Consider the following 18,337-nt stretch of genomic DNA (forward strand, 5'->3'; position numbering starts at 1 on the left):
GGTTATAGCCTGATCGCGGAAGATTGCGCTATGCGCGAACCCGGACGTAGCTGCCGGGCGCGTCCTCGATCGGCGGCATCGCATCGGTGCCCACCGGCCGCGCCGGAACGGTCTCTGCGTCGATGCTTTCGAGCCATTGCCGCCAGTCCGGCCACCACGAGCCCTTGTGCTCCTGCGCGCCCTTGAGCCAGTTCGCCAGCGTGGTGTCCCTGATATTGTCGTTGGTCCAGTACTGGTATTTCCCCGAAGCCGGCGGGTTGACCACGCCGGCAATATGGCCGGACCCGGACAGCACGTACCGCACCGGGCCGCCGAAGAACTGCGAGCCGTAGAGCACCGACTCAGCCGGCGCGATGTGATCCTCGCGGGTCGCCAGATTGTACACCGGCACCTTCACCTTCGACAGGTCGAGCAGCGTGTTGTCGAGCACCATGCTGCCGGTGGACAGCCGGTTCTCCAGATAGCAGTTGCGCAGATAGTAGGAATGGTTCGCCGCCGGCATCCGCGTCGCATCCGAGTTCCAGTGCAGCAAATCGAACGAGGAGGGCGGCTGGCCCTTCAGGTAGTTGCTGACGACATAGGACCAGATCAGGTCGTTGGAGCGCAGCATGTTGAAGGCCATCGCCATCTTGCTGCCCTCCAGCACGCCTGCCGCCTGCATGTCGCGCTCCAGCGCCGAGATCTGGTCTTCATCGACGAACACCAAGAGGTCGCCGGCATGGGTGAAGTCGACTTGCGCGGCAAAGAAGGTGGCGGAGGTCACGCGCACCCTGCGCTTTTCCGCCAGCCAGGCCAGCGTCGAGGCGAGCAGCGTGCCGCCGACGCAATAGCCGGCGGTGTGAACCCTCATCTCGCCGGTCACCTGTTCGATGACGTCCATCGCGGCCAGCGGACCCTGCTTCATGTAGTCTTCGAAGGTCTTCTTGCCGAGCTTCTTGTCCGGGTTGACCCACGAGATCACGAACACGGTGATGCCCTGATCGACGCACCATTTGACGTAGGATTTCTCCGGCTTGAGATCGAGAATGTAGAACTTGTTGATCCATGGCGGCACGATCAGCAGCGGCGTGCGCAGCACGGTTTCCGTCGACGGCGTGTACTGGATCAGCTGCATCAGCTCGTTCTGGAAGATCACCTTGCCCGGCGTCGTCGCCATGTTGACGCCGACCGCGAGATTGGCAGGGTCGGACTGGCGGATCCGCAGCGAGCCGTGTCCGGCCTCGATGTCCTCCGCCAGCATCTTCATGCCGCGAACCAGGTTGTCGCCGTTGGAGGTCAGCGTCTCGCGCAGCACTTCCGGGTTGGTGAGCACGAAATTCGACGGCGCCAGTGCGTTGCTGATCTGCTGGACGTAGAATTCCGCCTTCTTGCGGGTGTGTTCGTCGAGGCCTTCGGCGTTGTGCACCAGATCCTGCGCCCACTGCGTGGTGAGCAGATAGAGCTGCATCACGAAATCGAAGAACTGGTTCGACTTCCACTCCGGATCCTTGAAGCGCTTGTCGCGCGGCGAAGGTTCGATCGCGGGCTTAGCAGCTTCGCCGGCGAGCCGGCGCGCCGATGATCCCCAGAGATCGATATAGGCCTTGGCGAGCTTGGCCTGCAGCTCCGCCGATCGCTGGTTGTCCGAAAGCCAATATTCCGCCACCGCGGAGAAGGTCTTCACCACCTCGCCGATTTCGTTGGGCGGTTTGTCCCGGGCTTCGCCGTCCTCGCGCGGCTTCAGATAGGCCGCGAGCGCCTGGCCGCTGTTCTCCATCGCTTTCGCAAGGTTCATCGCGAAGGCTTCGGGATCGAATTTTTTCGTGGCCTGGGTTTCGGCGGCGACTTCACTCATGGGCAGACACTACAGATTCATTTCGGGTTCGTCACCGCGCGGAATTGGCGCGCTGCTGCAAGAGTTGATCTTCCGCATTGCACCTGCTGCACTGCGATAAGATATCTCGGTTCCGACATATTGAGGCCCCAACGCTCCGCTTTGGTGTTTCGGCTTTAGTCGGTTCGGGCGACAATGGTTTGAACGCATCCAGCGGGTCGGCAGAATTTGACGATTTGCCTGTGCAAGGCTCATACCAGCGGCGCAGGCAAGATGGGATTTCTTTGGGAATGGCGCTCGATCGGCACATCAGGACGGTTGCGACGGCAGTGCTGCTGCTGTCGGCGCTGGTGATCGGCGGCTGCGCGACGTCGATCGCGGACATGCCGTTGGCCGGCACGCCCGCGGATGCCCCGGAGCGGCCCAGGGAGGCCGGCACCTATCTTCCGGTTCATGACCTGCCTCCCGATCGTGATGCAGCCGCGATGGCGCCGGCGGAGCAGGCGCAGGCGCTGCGCGAATTGGCGGCCGCCCGGGATCGCCAGGCGTCTTCCGTCGCCAAAAACTCCGCCGCAAAGTGATGCGGCGCGCTATTACGGGTGGCGCAGCCGGGTTCGCGTGGTAAAACAACTGCGGTTCAACGGTTTGGCGCGGGATTTGCTCTAAATCGTTGATTGAACAGGCTTATGTGCGGAATCGCGTTCCGCGCGCCGCAAGCCATGTTGGCGATTCCTGCCGCGATCCGGTTCCGGAGCTATGAGACCGATGGAAGAATTTTACCGCATTCGCCGTCTGCCGCCCTATGTGTTCGAGCAGGTCAACCGGGCCAAGGCGGCGGCACGGAATGCCGGGGCCGACATCATCGATCTCGGCATGGGCAATCCCGATCTTCCGACGCCGCCCCATGTGATCGAAAAGCTCAAGGAAACCCTGGGCAAGCCCCGGACGGACCGCTATTCGGCCTCGCGCGGCATTACCGGCTTGCGCAAGGCGCAAGCGGCCTATTATGGCCGGCGGTTTGGCGTGAAACTCAATCCGGAAACCCAGATTGTCGCCACCCTGGGCTCGAAGGAGGGCTTCGCGAACGTGGCGCAGGCGATCACCGCGCCGGGCGACGTCATTCTTTGTCCCAATCCGAGCTATCCGATCCACGCCTTCGGATTCCTGATGGCCGGCGGCGTGATCCGCTCGGTTCCCTCGGAGCCGACGCCGCAATTCTTCGAAGCGGTGGAGCGCGCCATCATCCATTCGATCCCGAAGCCGCTGGCGCTCGTGGTCTGCTATCCCTCCAATCCCACCGCCTATGTCGCGAGCCTGGATTTCTACAGGGATTTGGTGGCGTTCGCGAAGAAGCACGAGATATTCATCCTGTCGGACCTCGCTTATGCCGAGGTCTATTTCGACGAGAACAACCCGCCGCCCTCTGTGCTGCAGATTCCCGGCGCGATCGACGTCACGGTCGAATTCACCTCGATGTCGAAGACCTTCTCGATGGCCGGCTGGCGCATGGGCTTTGCCGTCGGCAACGAACGCATCATCGCCGCGCTGGCGCGGGTCAAATCATACCTCGATTATGGCGCCTTCACGCCGATCCAGGTCGCGGCGACTGCAGCCTTGAACGGTCCCGACGATTGCATCCGCGAGATGCGCGATACCTACCGCAAACGCCGGGACGCGCTGGTGGACTCCTTCGGCCGCGCCGGCTGGGATATTCCTCCGCCGGAAGCCTCGATGTTCGCCTGGGCGCCGCTGCCCAAGGCGTTCCGCGATGTCGGCAGCATGCAGTTCGCGACCCTGATGGTCGAAAAGTCGGGCGTGGTGGTGTCGCCGGGGGTGGCTTTTGGCGAGCACGGCGAGGGCTATGTCCGCATCGCCATGGTGGAAAACGAGCAGCGGATCCGCCAGGCCGCACGCGGCGTGCGCCGCTTCCTTGAAAGCGGGCTTGAAACGTTGCACAACGTGGTTCCTCTCGCCAACCGGCGATAGGCGTGACCCCGAAAGCGGATCTCCGGTTTCGGGTCAGGTCATGCCTGGTTTGAGTTTCTCTTTCAGGTTTTTCTGATCATGGTCGCACCCTTGAAAGTGGGTATTGCGGGGCTCGGGACTGTTGGTGCCGAAGTCGTCCGTCTCATCGAACAACAAGGCCGGATCCTGTCGGCGCGCTGCGGACGCGGTGTGCGGGTGGTCGCTGTCACCGCACGCTCGAAGGTGAAGAAGCGCGGGCTCGACCTGCGCGGCATCGAATGGGCCAGGAGCCCGCTGGCGCTGGCCAACGATCCCGGGATCGATTGCTTCGTCGAGTTGATGGGCGGCTCCGGCGATCCCGCACTGGCAGCGATCGAGGCGGCGCTGAAATCCGGCAAATCGGTGGTGACCGCCAACAAGGCGCTGATTGCCAGGCACGGATTGCGGCTGGCGAAAGCGGCTGAAAAGCACGGCGGCGCGCTGAACTTCGAGGCGGCGGTCGGCGCCGCCATACCCGTGATCAAGACCCTGCGCGAGGGGCTGGCCGGCACCGACATCAACCGCGTCTACGGCATTCTCAACGGAACCTGCAATTACATCCTGACCCGGATGGAACAGGAGGGCCTGTCGTTCGCCGAATGCCTGAAGGACGCGCAACGGCTCGGTTATGCCGAGGCCAATCCGTCGTTCGACGTCGATGGCCATGATACCGCACAAAAGCTCGCCATTCTGGCCAGCCTCGCCTTCGGCACCAAGGTGGCGCAGAGCGCAGTCTACGTCGAAGGCATTTCCTCGATCGCGCCGGAAGATCTGCGCGCCGCGGAAGAACTGGGCTACCGGGTCAAGCTGCTCGGCGTCGCGGTGCGAACCGCCAAGGGCATCGAACAGCGCGTACATCCGACCATGGTGCCGAAATCGTCCTCGATTGCGCAGGTGATGGGTGTCACCAATGCGGTGACCATCGACGGTGAGGGCATCCCGCCGATCACGCTGGTCGGCCCCGGCGCCGGGGGCGCTGCAACCGCTTCGGCCGTGGTCGCCGACATCGCCGATGTCGCGCGCGGCATCCGGGCCAACGCGTTCGGCCGTCCCGTCAAGAAATTGCGCGCAACCGCCAAGGCGCCGATGGAGCGCCATGAGGGCGGATATTATATCCGGCTGATGGCGCGGGATCTCGCCGGCACCGCCGCCACCATCGCCACCCGGCTTGCCGAGCAGAAAATCTCGCTGGAGTCGATCGTGCAGCGCCATCCCGATGGTGTTGACGTGGGCGGCGCGACCAAGAAAGCTTCGCCGGTGCCGGTCATCCTGATTACCTACGCCACCAGCGAGGACGCGGTCTATCGCGCGCTGCAGGCGGTGCAGCGCGACAAGGTGATCAGCGGCCGGCCGCAGGTGATACGGATCGAGAAGAACTAGCGCGCGGTCCGAATGGACGGCGCGTGAAACGGTTGTACGGGTCGCCAGACCCGCAGTGACGTCTTAGGGAGTTGCCAATGTCGACCCATATTTCAGTTCCGCCGCAAATGCTGCTCGAGCGCATCCTGACGCTCGAGATCGTGCGGGTGACGGAGCGCGCGGCGGTGTCGGCGGCCAGGCTGCGCGGCCACGGCAAGGAGAAAGAGGCCGACCAGGCCGCGGTCGACGCGATGCGCCGCGAGCTCAACAAGCTTCCGATCGAGGGCACCGTCGTGATCGGCGAGGGCGAGCGCGACGAGGCGCCGATGCTGTTCATCGGCGAGAAGGTCGGCATGAATGCCGGCCCCCAGGTCGATATCGCCGTCGATCCGCTCGAGGGTACCACGCTGTGCGCCAAGAACATGCCGGGCGCGATCGCCACCATGGCGATGGCCGATGGGGGCACGCTGCTTCACGCGCCCGACGTCTACATGCAGAAGATCGCGGTCGGTCCGGGCTACGCCAAGGGCGTCGTCGAACTCGACGCATCGCCCGCCGACAATGTTCGCCGGCTGGCCAAGGCGAAGGGGGTCGATGCCGCCGCAATCACCGTGCTGGTGCTTGATCGCCCGCGCCACGCCGACATCATCGCCGCCATCCGCGGCACCGGGGCGGCGGTGCGCCTGATCACGGACGGTGACGTGGCGGGCGTGATCCATTGCGCCGATCCGGATAACACCGGCGTCGACATGTATATCGGCACCGGCGGCGCCCCCGAGGGCGTGCTGGCGGCGGCAGCGCTGCGCTGCATCGGTGGCCAGATGCAATGCCGTCTCATCCTCGACAGCGAGGAGAAGCGCGAACGCGCCCACAAGATGGGCGTGCTCGATCCCCGCATGATCTACGGCATCGAGGACATGGCAAAGGGCGACTGCCTGTTCGCCGCGACCGGCGTTACCACCGGTTCGCTGCTGTCGGGCGTCAAGTTTCGAAATGGCGTGATCGAGACCGAGACCGTTGTGATGCGCTCGGTCACCGGCACCGTGCGTTACATCAAGGCCGAACACCGGCAGCTTGAAAAATTCCATCTCGACTGAGCAACGGCATGACCGGCGAAGTGCAAATACGACCGGTTGGTGAAGGCGAGCGCGAGGCGTGGAACCCGCTGTGGGCGGGCTATCTCGCCTTCTACAAGACGGCGCTGACACACGATGTCAGCGATCTCACCTGGATGCGGTTTCACGATCCGGACGAGCCGATGTTTGCGCTCGGCGGCTATGTCGACGGCCAATTGGCGGGGTTCGCCCATTATCTGTTCCATCGTTCGACATGGGCGCCACAGCGTTATTGCTATCTGGAGGATCTGTTTGTGGCGGAAACGGCGCGGGGCCGGGGGCTGGGGCGGGCGCTGATCGAGGCGGTTTACGACAAGGCCCGCGCGGCCAGCGCGAGCCGCGTCTACTGGCTTACGCAATCGGACAACACCCAGGCACGTGCGCTGTACGATGGGGTTGCCGACAATCTCGGATTCATCCAGTACCGCAAGGTGCTGTAGGCAATGTCATTCCGGGACAGCCCGCAGGGCTGAACCCGGAATCTCGAGATTCCGGGTTCGCGCTTCGCGCGCCCCGGAATGACGAATGAGAAAACAAAGGAGTGGGAATGTCTGATGTTTCGGCGGTGAAGGCTCTGGTGTTCGACGTGTTCGGCACCGTCGTCGATTGGCGCTCCAGCCTGATCGCGGACTTTACGAAATGGTCGCAGACGCGCGGCATTGCGGCCGACTGGACCGCCCTGGTCGACGGCTGGCGCGCGGTCTATGCCGCCTCGATGGATGAGGTCAGAAAACATCCCGAACGCGGCTACATGATCCTGGATACGCTGCACCGGCAGTCGCTGGAGAAGCTGGTCAAGCAGCTCGGGATCTCGGGACTGACCGAGGCCGACCTACATCACCTCACCATGGGCTGGCACCGGCTGCATGCCTGGCCGGACAGCGTCGCCGGCCTGACCCGGCTCAAGACGAAATACATCATCGGTCCGCTCTCCAACGGCAACGTCGCGCTGCTGACCAACATGGCGAAGTTCGCGGGCCTGCCGTGGGACCTCATCCTGTCCGCTGAACTGTTCGAGCATTACAAGCCCGATCCTGAAACCTATCTCGGCGCCGCAAGACTGCTTGGTCTGGCGCCGGAGCAGGTGATGATGGTGGCCGCGCATAACCAGGACCTGAAGGCAGCACAGAAACTGGGATTGAAGACCGCCTTCGTGGCGCGGCCGACCGAATACGGCCCGCTGCAGAAAATCGATCTCGAAGCGACCGGCGACTGGGATATCGTTGCCAAGGATTTCAACGGGATCGCCGACAGGATGGGGTGCTAGATCGAGAGACGCGTGCCGGCGACCATGCCGCGGCGCCAGTGATTGCGGGAGCACTCGAACCGCCGCCGTATCGGCACAACTCGATCTCATGGCTCCGGCTGGCGGCGTCCAAACAGCGCCGCGCCGAGCGCGTTGAAAACGGCATTATTCTGCATTTTTTCTCGTTTGAAGTATGGGAAACGGGATGTCCGTTGCTCCATTCGATCCATCTCTAGGAACGGGAAGACCAACCAGACTGCAACAATTCCCATTGCCGATCCTGCCCTTCGCGCCTACCCCTTGAAAGTATCATGACCCTCCCTGCATCCGCCTTGCCCGTCGAAGCGCCCCCCGCGTTTCTCGGCGTCGCGCGCTCGGCGACGGGAAAGCTGTGGCGCGACCGGCTCGATGCGCGGGGAGCGGCGCGGGCGCTGGCGATCGCGCAGCGCTATCAGTTGCCGGAAATGCTGGCGCGCGTGCTGGCGGGGCGCGACGTCGAACTCGACGCGGTCGAGGATTTTCTCGATCCGACCATCCGCAAATTGATGCCCGATCCCTACACCGTGACCGGGATGGAAGCCGCCGCCAAACGCATCGCGGATGCCGCGACGCGCCGCGAGCAGGTTGCGATATTCGGCGATTACGATGTCGACGGCGCGACCTCGGCGGCGCTGCTGGCGTGGCACCTGCGGCATTGCGGGCTCGACCCCCTGATCCATATTCCCGACCGGATATTCGAGGGCTACGGCCCCAATACCGACGCCATCCGCATGCTCGCGGGCAAGGGCACGACGCTGCTGGTGACGGTGGATTGCGGCACCACCAGTCTCGAGCCGCTGGCGGAAGCGCGGCGGCTCGGAATGTCCGTGGTGGTGATCGATCATCATCAGTCGGGCGATGAACTGCCCGAGGTCGATGCGCTGGTGAACCCGAACCGGCCCGACGATATCTCCGGCCTCGGCCATCTCGCGGCCGTCGGCCTCGTGCTGGTCACGCTGGTCGCGGTCAACCGCGAATTGCGTTCGCGTGGTTTCTGGAGCGCCGAAATGCCCGAGCCCGATCTGCTCGGCATGCTGCATCATGTGGCGCTCGGCACCGTCGCCGACGTCGCCCCCCTGATCGGGCTCAACCGCGCCTTCGTGGCCAAGGGCCTGATCGCGATGCGGCGGCGCGATCATGTCGGCCACACCGCGCTGATGGATGTGTCGCGGCTCAACGGCCCGCCGGAAGCCTGGCATCTCGGTTTCATGCTCGGGCCGCGCATCAATGCGGGCGGGCGGATCGGACGCGCCGATCTCGGGGTGCGGCTGCTGCTGGAGGGTGACGTCTCGGAAGCCGCGCGGATCGCCGCCGAACTCGACCGCCTCAACACCGAGCGCCGCGCCATCGAGCAAATGGCCGAGGCGCAGGCCGAGGCCGAGGCGCTGGCCTCGCTCGGGCTGGAAGACAAGGGCGCCGTGATCGTCACGGCCTCCGAGGGCTGGCATCCCGGCGTGGTCGGTCTCGTCGCCTCCAGGCTGAAGGAAAAATTCTCGCGGCCCGCTTTCGCCATCGCCCTGGAGCCCGGCGGCATCGGCACCGGGTCGGGCCGCTCGATCTCCGGCGTCGACCTCGGCAAGGCGGTGCGGCAGGCGGTCAAGGAAGGCTTGCTGATGAAGGGCGGCGGTCACGCTATGGCCGCCGGCGTCACGCTGCGCAAGGAGCGGCTGGCGGAATTCCGTGCCTACATGGAAAGCGCGCTGGCAGCCGATGTCGCCAGTTCGCGGCACGACAACGAACTGTTCATCGACGGCGCCGTCAGCGCGCGCAGCGTGACTCCGGAATTCGCCGCCGTCCTCAATCGCGCCGGACCTTTCGGCAGCGGCAACCCGGAGCCGGTGATCGCGTTGCCGTCGCATCAACTGGTTTATGCCGATGAAGTCGGGCAGGCCCATCTGCGGCTGAGGTTCAAATCCGGCGACGGCGCCATCGTCAACGGCATCGCGTTTCGCTCGATCGGGCAGAAGCTCGGCAACGCGCTGACCCAGAATCGCGGCCAGCCCCTGCATGTCGCGGGATCGCTCGCGGTCGATCGCTGGCAGGGCACCGAGCGGGTGCAGTTTCGGGTGATCGACGTCGCCGTGCCCGATCAGGGCCCGGCGATGATCCGGTAAAATCAGCGCCGGTCTACCGGCCATTACCGGACATTGACCTCAAGCTATTCTGGCTATATTCTAGCCAGAATGCCATTCGCCATTCTTTTGGCCCCCGAGGCCGTCGAGGACCTCAAGAGCCTGAAAGCGCACGTTCGGGCCGATGTCCGGGCTGCGCTCGAATCGCATCTAAGGCATGAACCGAAAAGAGTGAGCCGAAGCCGGATCAAACAGTTGCGCGGGCTGCGCAAACCGCAATACCGGCTTCGCGTTGGCGAGGTACGAATATTCTACGACGTAACTGAAACGACCGTCGAGATTTTGGCGATCGTGACCAAATCGGAGGCCCAGTCATGGCTCGCAGCGTTCGGAAATCCGGAGTGAAGGCAGTTCCGCTCTCGGAGGTCAAGGATGACTTGTCCCGGTATCTTCGCGAAGCGGAGACGCAAGAGATAGTCATCACGCGTCACGGCAAACCGGCCGGGGTCCTGATCGGGTTCGAGTCAGAAGAGGACTGGTTTGAATACCGGCTCGAAAATGATCCGCGATTTTTACGCCGGATCGAACAGGCACGCGCTGGTCTGCAAGCAGGGCGCGGAGTTCGTCTGGAAGACGTCGAAACCGAATAGTGACTTGCCCAGTCGCTGCAGGCCGGGGATCGCTCGCCGTGCGGTGACCGAGTACACGATGGCCCGGAGATGATCCGGTAAGACCAGCTACAACGATAACAACGGGAGTGGAAATGACAGGGCAGGTTGAGGGCAAGGTCGCGCTGGTCACGGGCGGTTCGTCCGGCATTGGTGCTGCGGTCGCCGGGTTGCTGGCGCGCGAAGGCGCCAGGGTCGTTGTCACCGATATCGATGATCTCAAGGGCCCCGAAATCGTCGCCGGCATCAAGAAGGCCGGACACGATGCGGTGTTCCTGCATCAGGATGTCACCAGCGAGTCGCGCTGGGAGGAAGTGGTGGCGGACGTCGGCAAGCGCTACGGCCGGCTCGATATCCTGGTGTCCAATGCCGGCATCGGAATATCGGTGCCGTCGATCGTGCAGATGTCGCTGGAGGACTGGCGGCGGCAAACCGCGATCAACCTCGATGGAGTATTCCTATCGGTGAAGCACTCGCTGCCGCTGATGCGCCGGACCGGCGGCGGCTCGATTATCCTGATGTCGTCGCTGGCGGGTCTGCGCGGCGCGCAAACGCTGGCCGGCTATTGCGCGACCAAGGGCGGCGTGCGGCTGTTTGCCAAGGCGATCGCGATGGAATGCGCGTCCTTTGGCGACGGCATCCGGGTCAACTCGGTGCATCCGGGGATTATCGACACGCCGATCTGGGGCAAGATTCCGACGGAAGCATCGGGCAGCGGTCAAAACGCGCCGATCGATCCGGAAGAACGCGCCAGACTGGCGACGCCGCTCGGCCGTGCCGGCCACGCCATCGAAATCGCTAGCGGCGTGCTGTATCTGGCGTCCGATGCATCCCGCTACGTCACGGGAACGGAGCTGGTGATCGACGGCGGCATGAATGCCGGCGGGGCGGTGCGGCAAGGGTGAGGCAGGGGTGGGCACCACCGTCATTCCGGGGCATCGCGCAGCGATGAACCCGGAATCTGGAGATAAGGGAGATTCCGGGTTCGCGCCAAGGCGCGCCTGGAATGACGGAGCCTGGAATGAGATCTATCCGCCCTGCCGCAACCGCGCGAGCACCTTGAGCCCGCCATAACCGTCCGCCGGCACCAGTCCCATCCTGGTCTGATAGGCCTTGACCGCCTTCATGGTGTCGTTGCCGACGCGGCCGTCGGTGCCGCCGGTGTCGAACCCGGCTTTGGTCAGGCGGGTCTGCATCTCCTGTATTTCGGCGAGCGTCATGACGCGCTCGGAGCCGGGGAATGGCTGGATGAAGGGCGGGCCGCCCAAAATGCGGTCGCCGAGATGGCAGATCGCCAGCGCGTAATTCATCGAGGGGTTGTAGCTGCGCACCGCATAGAAATTCGGTCCGAGCAGGAACGCCGGGCCGCCGTCAACCGGCACCCACATCTTCGCCGAAGCGTTCGGCTGCGGAAACGGCTGGCCGTCGGCGCGCTTCACGCCGGCGCTGGCCCATGCCGCGTAGGTTCGGTTGCCGCTGGCGGCGGCGCCCGATGCCCGCACCTCGAAGCCCCAATGCTCGCCGCGGCGATACTTGCCGCGATTGAGCAAATAGCGCGCGCTGGAGCCGAGCGCGTCGTCGGGCTTGCCGAACGGCGACACGCGTCCGTCCTTGTCGTAGTCGGTGCCGACATTGAGCCAGACTTCCGGCATCCACTGGGTATGGCCCATCGCGCCGGCCCATGAGCCGCGCATCTCCTCCGGCGTGCCCCAGCCGCGATCGACGATTTTCAGTGCGTTGATCAGCTCGGTTTCCCAATAGGCGCGGCGGCGCGGCTCGTTCCAGGCCAATGCCGCCAGCGAGGGAAATACCGGGCGCATATGGTTCTGCTGCACCAGGGGATCGCCATAGGCGGACTCGACGCCCCACAGCGCCAGCAGCGTGCCGCGCTCGACCCCGTAATCGCGTTCGATCCGGGAAAACAGCGCCTCGTGCTGGCGCAGCGCTTCCTTGCCGGCGGTGATGCGCCAGTCCGAGGCGCGGCGATTGACGTATTGCCAGATCTGTTCGTGGAATTCAGGCTGCTTCGCCATCTGTTTGAACACGGACATGTCGGGCTCGAGGCCACCCATGACGCGGGTGTAGGTCGCATCCGAAACGCCCTTTGCCAGCGCTCGGGCGCGAAAACCGTCGCGCCACTGGCTGAAGCCGGGTGGGGCTGCGGCGAACGCCGCAGGGGAAAGCGCGAACAGGGCGCCTGCGCCAAGGCCCGAGAGCAGCACGGCGCGACGGGTCGGGGTGGTGGGAGAATCAGAGTTTTTCATCGGGACAGTCTACCGGCCGGGAAGGCAGCTTGGCAGAGGGCAATGCGCCGCTGGAACTAGCGATCCTGCTGCAGATCTGCGGCAATTTGGGCCAGCCAGTGCCGAACGGTGGTTTGCGCCCTGGCGCCGAGCCCCGAGACCAGCTGCCGCTCCACCGCCCGGACCGGACTGCGGCATTTGTCGAGCAGGGTGCCGCCGCGGCGGGTCAGCGTCCATTGCAGCACGCGGCCGTGCACCGGGTGGGGCGTATTGCGGATGGCACCGTCGCGTTCGAGGTTGCGGATGATGACGCCGACGGTCTGCGGGGTCAGCAGCGCCACCCGCGCGAGGTCCGCGCCCGACAGGCCGGGATAGGCCCGCAGCATGGTCAGGACGGCGAATTGTGGGGGAGTGACGCCGAGATCGGCCAGCCGCCGTTCCAGCGTCAGCCGGGTCGCGGCCTGGGCCTGCCGCAGGAGGTAGGCGAGGTGGCCCTGTTCCCCGCGCTTGCCCTTGCCGGGTTGCGGTGGCCGGACCCCGGCGGGATCGGGAGCCGGACGGGATTTTTGCCGGCGCGGCGCGGATTTTGCCGCGGCACCCGATTTTCGCCGTTTCGCCGTCTTTCGGCCGGAGCGCGATTTTGCCGGTGTGCTTATCTTGCGCATAATATAAGTACTCTTATAATGTATCAGCACACTGATAACATGAGGTAATGAAGATGTCACATGCGCGCAGCGAATATGCGGACTTCAAGGCGCTGGCGCCGGATGTCTTCGAAACGGTGCTCGCGCTCGGCCAGTTCGCCGCCACCGCCGGACTCGATACGCAACTGCTCGAACTGGTCAAGCTGCGGGCCTCGCAGATCAACGGCTGCGCCTTCTGCGTGCAATATCACACCCTGCAGGGCGAGAAATTCGGTGTGTCGGCGGACAAGCTGAACCTCGTCGTTGTATGGCGCGAAGCACAGCTGTTCTCGGCACGGGAGCGCGCGGCTCTGGCATGGACCGAGGCGTTGACGGTGCTGGCGGGCGGCGTGAGCGACGAGGTCTATGCGCAGGCGACCGCCGAGTTTTCCGAAAAGGAGCTGACCTACCTGACGTCCGCGATCGCGTCGATCAATGTCTGGAACAGGTTCGGCGCCAGCTATCGCTGGACGCCGTTGGCGCGGCCATCGGTGCAGAAGGCCGCGGCATCATAGCGATCAGTTCTCGCCGCCTTCCCTGGCATCCGGCTGACGAGGAACATCCTTCGGCGACGCATTCGCCACGGCGGACGCCGACGGCGCCCCTGGCCCGGTCAGGCGCCCGCGGCCGCGGATCAGGCGTTCATAGGCCGAGATCAGGGTGACGTAAGGGTTGACCCAGAGCCAGCCGTCGCGCGTAAACACCTGCACGTCGAAATGCAGGTGGCGACTGGTGCCGTTGGGATAGTCGAGGTAATTCGACACCACGCCGAATCGTTCGCCTTCCGCGACGATGCGTCCGTTCAGGACGCCGTCGGAATCGAGGCGTGACGGATCCATGTGCATGTAGCGAAAGCGGACATGTTCGGTGCGGCTGTTGACCTGCAGCGTTACCGCCTGCTGCTTCGGCGAACGGATCACGGCACTGTCGCGGACCGCGACCACCCCCTGCTGCCTGGGATCGCACTTGTCGCCGGCTTCGCTTGCGCCATCGCATTCGCCGGCGCGGATATCCTGCCCCTGGTGGCCAAAGCCGCCGGCGCATTGGCCGACGCCGAAACTGCGGGCCTCGCAGAAATTATCCTGCCAGGGATAGCCTGAATTCTGGCCCGTCCTGCCGCCGGCCGCCTCGTCGTTTGTCTCGCGCGCCCTGCGCTTCATGAAGGATTGCGAATGCGCGAAGGCCGGGGCCTTCTCCAGCGGGAAGCGGATCTGCGAATAGGCTGTGAAGTCGGCGCGGCCGCCGTGCTTGCGGAAGCCGGTATTGGCGATGATGTCGCCGGCCGGCCGATAGCTGAAATCCGGCGAGCGTTGCGCCGGCCGTTCGGCGACACCGGAAGGCAGGTCCAGCCGCGGTCGCGATGGCAGGCCGCCGGCGAGGCGCAGCGCTTTCAGGAAACGTTCGGCGACGGGATAGGCCTCGCGGCAGGCCAGCCGCCGTGCGCGCGGCACCGAGTCGAGGCACTGGATCGACACCACGTAAGGCACGCCGAAACGCGTGAAAGCATAGCGCACATAGCCTTCCCGGATGAAACGGCGCAGGTCGGGGAAGTCCGCCACAAGCGACTTCACCGGCTCGCCCTTGCCGCCAAGGGGATCGCCAATCTGGTAGATCAGGCTGGATCCGGTGATCTGCACTTCGACCGGCCTGGCGAACGTCCGCTGTGGCATGCCTTCGCCGGCGCCGGGCTCGAGCGAAAACACCGCGTTGTAGCCAGCGGGGCCGGCGTCGAACAGGTCGACGGGCCGGAAGTCGGCCTGATAGTGCGCCGGCGACGGGCCCGGCGGCACGCCGTTCAGCCTGGCATCGAGATACGCCGCGGTGTCGAATGGCAGCAGGACCGGCACGTGGCTTCGCCCGATCCCGCCGAAGATCGGCGATATCGCCGCATTCAACTGTACCAGCGCCGGCATGGTGCGCGGATCGTAGGCCGGCAACCGACGCTGGCCTGAGAACGTGAAGGTGGAAGCAACCGCCGGGCGGGCGTTCAGTTCGGTTCTGAGCTGGTCGAGGGCCGCGCGCCATTCGACAGGCACGGCTGAAACCGCCGGTGTCCGGAACTCATCGGCGATCGCAACAGCCATGCCGGCCGGGAGCAAAACGAAAGATGCCAGCCAACGCGAAACGAACCGGACAGCCTTCGTAGCCAATGCGTCGCCTCCTGCCGGCAGGATTGAGCGCCCCGGCCTAATCCTTGGCGCGTTCGACGTAGGATCCGTCCTCGGTCATCACCACAATCCGGGTTCCGACGCCGATATGCGGCGGCACGTTGGTGCGCAGACCGTTGGAAAGGATCGCAGGCTTGTAGGAGGACGACGCGGTCTGGCCCTTGGTGACCGGTTCGGTTTCCACGACTTCCAGCGTCGCGCGCTGCGGCATCTGGATCGCGACCGGAATGGCGCCGTGAAGCGAAAGCTTGACGGTCATGTTTTCCTGCAGGAAGGCCTTGGCGGTGCCGATCACATCCTTCGGCACCTGAACCTGATCGTAATTGTCGTTATTCATGAAGTGAAAGCCGTCGGCGTCTTCATAGAGGTAGTTGAAATTCTGGTCCTCGATGGTCGCCTTCTCCACTTGGTCCGTGGTCTTGTAGCGCTCGGAAATCTTCACCCCGTCGCTGATTCGGCGCATTTCGATCTGGCTGACCGGAGTTCCCTTGCCGGGGTGGATGTTCTCGGCGGTCAGAACCACGTAAAGCTTGCCGTCTTGCTCGATGACGTTGCCCTTGCGAATAGAACTGGCGATGACTTTCAAGGCTGTTTTTCCCGATATTCTGGCCCCGGCCCGATCCGGACAAGGGCGTCCCGGGGCCGTAGAGGCGGTTTCGGGCTGCAACATACTGATTTTGCCGGTCGATGCCAGCAGTTTGCAGCCCGACGGGGTGGCCCACTGATGCCCGAAACCGGCCGAATTTCGCCCTGGTGGACGCCCGAGCGGCATGCCGACGTCAGGCCGTTTCTCGCCGCGCGGAGCACCATTGTCCGGGCCGTTCGCAACTGGTTCGACGCGCAGGGTTTTGCCGAAGTCGAGACCGGGATTCTACAGGTTTCCCCGGGGAATGAGACCCATCTGCATGCGCCCCGCACCGAACTGACGGGCGCCGACGGCCAGCGGGCCACCCGCTATTTGCGTACCTCGCCGGAATTCGCCTGCAAGAAATTGCTGGCGGCCGGAGAGACAAAGATTTTCGAGTTGGCGCGGGTATTCCGCGACCGCGAGCGCGGAGACCTGCATCTGCCTGAATTCACCATGCTGGAATGGTACCGCGCCGGTGCCGGCTACGACGCCGTGATGGCCGACAGCATCATGATCATTGCAAATGCCGCGCAGGCGACGGGTATCGGGAAATTTTCCTTTCGCGGCAGGACCGCCGATCCGCTTGCCGAACCCGAATTGCTGACCGTCGCGGCGGCATTCGAACGCTTTGCCGGCTTCGATCTGCTCGCCACTGTCACGGACGGCCACGGCGACCGCGCCGCATTGGCGGCAGCGGCAAACGCGCGGGTCCGGATATCGGATGACGACACCTGGTCCGACATTTTCAGCAAAGTACTGGTCCAGCATGTCGAGCCGGGATTGGGGCAGGGGCGCTTGACCGTCCTGTTCGAATACCCGGCGCCGGAGGCGGCGCTGGCACGGACGAAACCGTCCGATCCACGCGTCGCCGAGCGCTTTGAGATTTATGCCTGCGGCGTTGAACTCGCCAATGGCTTTGGCGAATTGACCGACGCGCGGGAACAGCGCCATCGCTTCACCGAGGCGATGGACGAAAAGCAGCGGCGCTATGGCGAACGCTATCCGCTGGACGAGGATTTTCTCGCCGCGGTCGGGCGGATGCCGCAGGCCAGCGGCGTGGCACTCGGTTTCGACCGGCTGGTGATGCTGGCCAGCGGCGCTCTACGGATCGATCAGGTGGTATGGACACCGCCGGCAGGTGAGGCATGAACAGGATCAATTTCAGGGACAGGATCAATTTCAAGCCGGCTGCGACCTTGCGCGATCCAACGGAACTGGTCGCCCAGGGCCTCGTGCCCGTCGAGGCTCTCGCGGATCTGGAAAAGGTCGCGGCGCGCTACGCGGTGGCGGTGACGCCCGATGTCGCCGCCCTGATTGACCCCGACGATCCCGACGATCCGATCGCGCGGCAGTACATCCCAAACGCCGAGGAACTGGTCGCGCAGTCGAACGAGAGCGCCGATCCGATCGGGGATCACCGCCATTCGCCAGTGTCGGGCATCGTGCATCGCTATCCCGATCGGGTCCTGTTCAAGCTCGTCCATGTCTGCGCGGTGTATTGCCGTTTCTGTTTTCGCCGGGAGATGGTCGGGCCGGGCAAGGCGAGTGCGCTCTCGCAGGGCGCCTATGACAATGCGCTGGCCTATATCCGCGCGCATCCCGAAATCTGGGAAGTGATCCTGACCGGCGGCGATCCCCTGATGCTGTCGCCGCGGCGGCTCGCCGAAATCATGGCGGATCTGGCTGCGATCGATCACCTCAAGATCATTCGCATTCACACCAGGGTGCCGGTCGCCGAACCGCAGCGCATCAGCGACGAGATGATCGGGGCGCTGAAGGTCGCGGGTGCCGCGACCTGGATTGCGCTGCATGCCAATCATCCGCGGGAACTGACCGCCAGGGCGCGTTCCGCCTGCGCCGGAATCGTCGATGCCGGCATTCCGATGGTCAGTCAGAGCGTGTTGCTGCGCGGCGTCAATGACGACGCCGTGACGCTGGAGGCGCTGATGCGGGCCTTCGTCGAGTGCAGAATAAAGCCCTATTACCTGCACCACGGCGATCTCGCGCCCGGCACGGCGCATCTGCGCACGACCCTCGCGCACGGACAGCAATTGATGCAAACTTTAAGGGGCCGGGTCTCCGGATTGTGCCAGCCGGAATACGTGCTGGATATTCCCGGCGGCCACGGCAAATCGCCGGTCGGCCCGAGCTATTTGTCGCAGGCGGATTTCACGTCTTCTCAAGGTGAATCGGGCGGCGAAACACGCTATCGTGTGGTCGACTATTGCGGCGACGTTCATCTCTATCCGCCGGCGCCGTGATGCGATGGCGGATGGAGGTTCCCGAACGGGCGCGCAGA

Annotated in this window: 19 protein-coding genes; 13 read left to right on the top strand and 6 right to left on the bottom strand. The window is 64.4% G+C overall.

All coding sequences use genetic code 11. The features are described from left to right. Positions 1-28 precede the first annotated feature (28 nt). Positions 29-1,834, bottom strand: coding sequence for an alpha/beta hydrolase (locus Q8R73_RS14630; protein ID WP_305720260.1), 1,806 nt, complete (start codon positions 1,832-1,834; stop codon positions 29-31). A gap of 269 nt (positions 1,835-2,103) precedes the next feature. On the opposite strand from Q8R73_RS14630, the gene Q8R73_RS14635 reads away from it, so the two are divergent. From Q8R73_RS14635 to Q8R73_RS14660, 6 genes are all read left to right on the top strand, one after another. Beyond that, entirely contained in the window at positions 2,104-2,394 is a 291-nt protein-coding gene (locus tag Q8R73_RS14635) for a hypothetical protein (protein ID WP_305720261.1), read from the top strand. 184 nt (positions 2,395-2,578) lie between these two features. After that, the gene (locus Q8R73_RS14640; RefSeq protein ID WP_305720262.1) at positions 2,579-3,799 is read left to right on the top strand and encodes an LL-diaminopimelate aminotransferase; all 1,221 of its coding nucleotides are present in this window, start codon (positions 2,579-2,581) and stop codon (positions 3,797-3,799) included. Positions 3,800-3,877: 78 nt separating this feature from the next. Next, on the top strand, positions 3,878-5,197 hold the full coding sequence (locus Q8R73_RS14645; protein WP_305720263.1) for a homoserine dehydrogenase: 1,320 nt from the start codon (positions 3,878-3,880) through the stop codon (positions 5,195-5,197). Between the two features lie 77 nt (positions 5,198-5,274). Continuing rightward, positions 5,275-6,273: a class II fructose-bisphosphatase gene (gene glpX, locus Q8R73_RS14650; protein WP_305720264.1), complete on the top strand. Its 999-nt coding sequence runs from the start codon at positions 5,275-5,277 to the stop codon at positions 6,271-6,273. Between the two features lie 8 nt (positions 6,274-6,281). Beyond that, complete coding sequence (locus Q8R73_RS14655; RefSeq protein WP_305720265.1) at positions 6,282-6,731, top strand: GNAT family N-acetyltransferase; 450 nt, start codon at positions 6,282-6,284, stop codon at positions 6,729-6,731. A gap of 107 nt (positions 6,732-6,838) precedes the next feature. Further along, entirely contained in the window at positions 6,839-7,558 is a 720-nt protein-coding gene (locus Q8R73_RS14660) for a haloacid dehalogenase type II (protein WP_305720266.1), read from the top strand. A gap of 86 nt (positions 7,559-7,644) precedes the next feature. On the opposite strand, the gene Q8R73_RS14665 is transcribed toward Q8R73_RS14660, so the two are convergent. Further along, positions 7,645-7,809 carry a hypothetical protein gene (locus tag Q8R73_RS14665; RefSeq protein WP_305720267.1) on the bottom strand — a complete coding sequence of 55 codons (165 nt, stop codon included), beginning with the start codon at positions 7,807-7,809 and terminating at the stop codon, positions 7,645-7,647. A 39-nt stretch (positions 7,810-7,848) separates the two neighbouring features. Between Q8R73_RS14665 and recJ the strand changes: the two genes are divergently transcribed. The 4 genes from recJ to Q8R73_RS14685 all read left to right on the top strand — a co-directional run bounded on the left by recJ (position 7,849) and on the right by Q8R73_RS14685 (position 11,221). Continuing rightward, positions 7,849-9,690 carry a single-stranded-DNA-specific exonuclease RecJ gene (gene recJ / locus Q8R73_RS14670; protein ID WP_305720268.1) on the top strand — a complete coding sequence of 614 codons (1,842 nt, stop codon included), beginning with the start codon at positions 7,849-7,851 and terminating at the stop codon, positions 9,688-9,690. A gap of 69 nt (positions 9,691-9,759) precedes the next feature. After that, positions 9,760-10,053, top strand: a complete 294-nt coding sequence (locus tag Q8R73_RS14675) for a type II toxin-antitoxin system RelE/ParE family toxin (protein WP_305720269.1) — start codon at positions 9,760-9,762, stop codon at positions 10,051-10,053. Then, entirely contained in the window at positions 10,050-10,298 is a 249-nt protein-coding gene (locus tag Q8R73_RS14680; protein WP_305720270.1) for a type II toxin-antitoxin system Phd/YefM family antitoxin, read from the top strand. Before Q8R73_RS14675 ends, Q8R73_RS14680 begins: the two co-directional genes overlap by 4 nt. Before the next feature lie 113 nt (positions 10,299-10,411). After that, positions 10,412-11,221 (top strand): SDR family NAD(P)-dependent oxidoreductase, encoded by an 810-nt coding sequence (locus tag Q8R73_RS14685; protein WP_305720271.1) that lies wholly within the window; start codon positions 10,412-10,414, stop codon positions 11,219-11,221. Positions 11,222-11,344: 123 nt separating this feature from the next. Here the strand turns inward: Q8R73_RS14685 and Q8R73_RS14690 are convergent, their stop codons facing one another. Together Q8R73_RS14690 and Q8R73_RS14695 are read right to left on the bottom strand one after the other, a co-directional pair. After that, the gene (locus Q8R73_RS14690; RefSeq protein ID WP_305720272.1) at positions 11,345-12,580 is read right to left on the bottom strand and encodes a lytic murein transglycosylase; all 1,236 of its coding nucleotides are present in this window, start codon (positions 12,578-12,580) and stop codon (positions 11,345-11,347) included. A gap of 56 nt (positions 12,581-12,636) precedes the next feature. After that, on the bottom strand, positions 12,637-13,224 hold the full coding sequence (locus Q8R73_RS14695; protein WP_305720273.1) for a MarR family winged helix-turn-helix transcriptional regulator: 588 nt from the start codon (positions 13,222-13,224) through the stop codon (positions 12,637-12,639). A gap of 53 nt (positions 13,225-13,277) precedes the next feature. Here Q8R73_RS14695 and Q8R73_RS14700 point away from each other — a divergent pair, with 53 nt between their 5' ends. Continuing rightward, complete coding sequence (locus tag Q8R73_RS14700) at positions 13,278-13,757, top strand: carboxymuconolactone decarboxylase family protein (RefSeq protein ID WP_305720274.1); 480 nt, start codon at positions 13,278-13,280, stop codon at positions 13,755-13,757. Positions 13,758-13,760: 3 nt separating this feature from the next. On the opposite strand, the gene Q8R73_RS14705 is transcribed toward Q8R73_RS14700, so the two are convergent. Next, positions 13,761-15,413 carry a M23 family peptidase gene (locus Q8R73_RS14705; RefSeq protein ID WP_305720322.1) on the bottom strand — a complete coding sequence of 551 codons (1,653 nt, stop codon included), beginning with the start codon at positions 15,411-15,413 and terminating at the stop codon, positions 13,761-13,763. Positions 15,414-15,429: 16 nt separating this feature from the next. After that, on the bottom strand, positions 15,430-15,996 hold the full coding sequence (efp, locus tag Q8R73_RS14710) for an elongation factor P (RefSeq protein ID WP_305720275.1): 567 nt from the start codon (positions 15,994-15,996) through the stop codon (positions 15,430-15,432). A 138-nt stretch (positions 15,997-16,134) separates the two neighbouring features. Here efp and epmA point away from each other — a divergent pair, with 138 nt between their 5' ends. Next, positions 16,135-17,187: an EF-P lysine aminoacylase EpmA gene (epmA, locus tag Q8R73_RS14715; RefSeq protein ID WP_305720276.1), complete on the top strand. Its 1,053-nt coding sequence runs from the start codon at positions 16,135-16,137 to the stop codon at positions 17,185-17,187. Continuing rightward, positions 17,184-18,299, top strand: coding sequence for a lysine-2,3-aminomutase-like protein (locus tag Q8R73_RS14720; protein ID WP_305720277.1), 1,116 nt, complete (start codon positions 17,184-17,186; stop codon positions 18,297-18,299). Before epmA ends, Q8R73_RS14720 begins: the two co-directional genes overlap by 4 nt. Positions 18,300-18,337: the final 38 nt, after the last annotated feature.

The sequence above is a fragment of the Bradyrhizobium sp. genome, from assembly GCF_030697065.1.
In the GTDB taxonomy this organism is placed as follows: domain Bacteria; phylum Pseudomonadota; class Alphaproteobacteria; order Rhizobiales; family Xanthobacteraceae; genus Bradyrhizobium.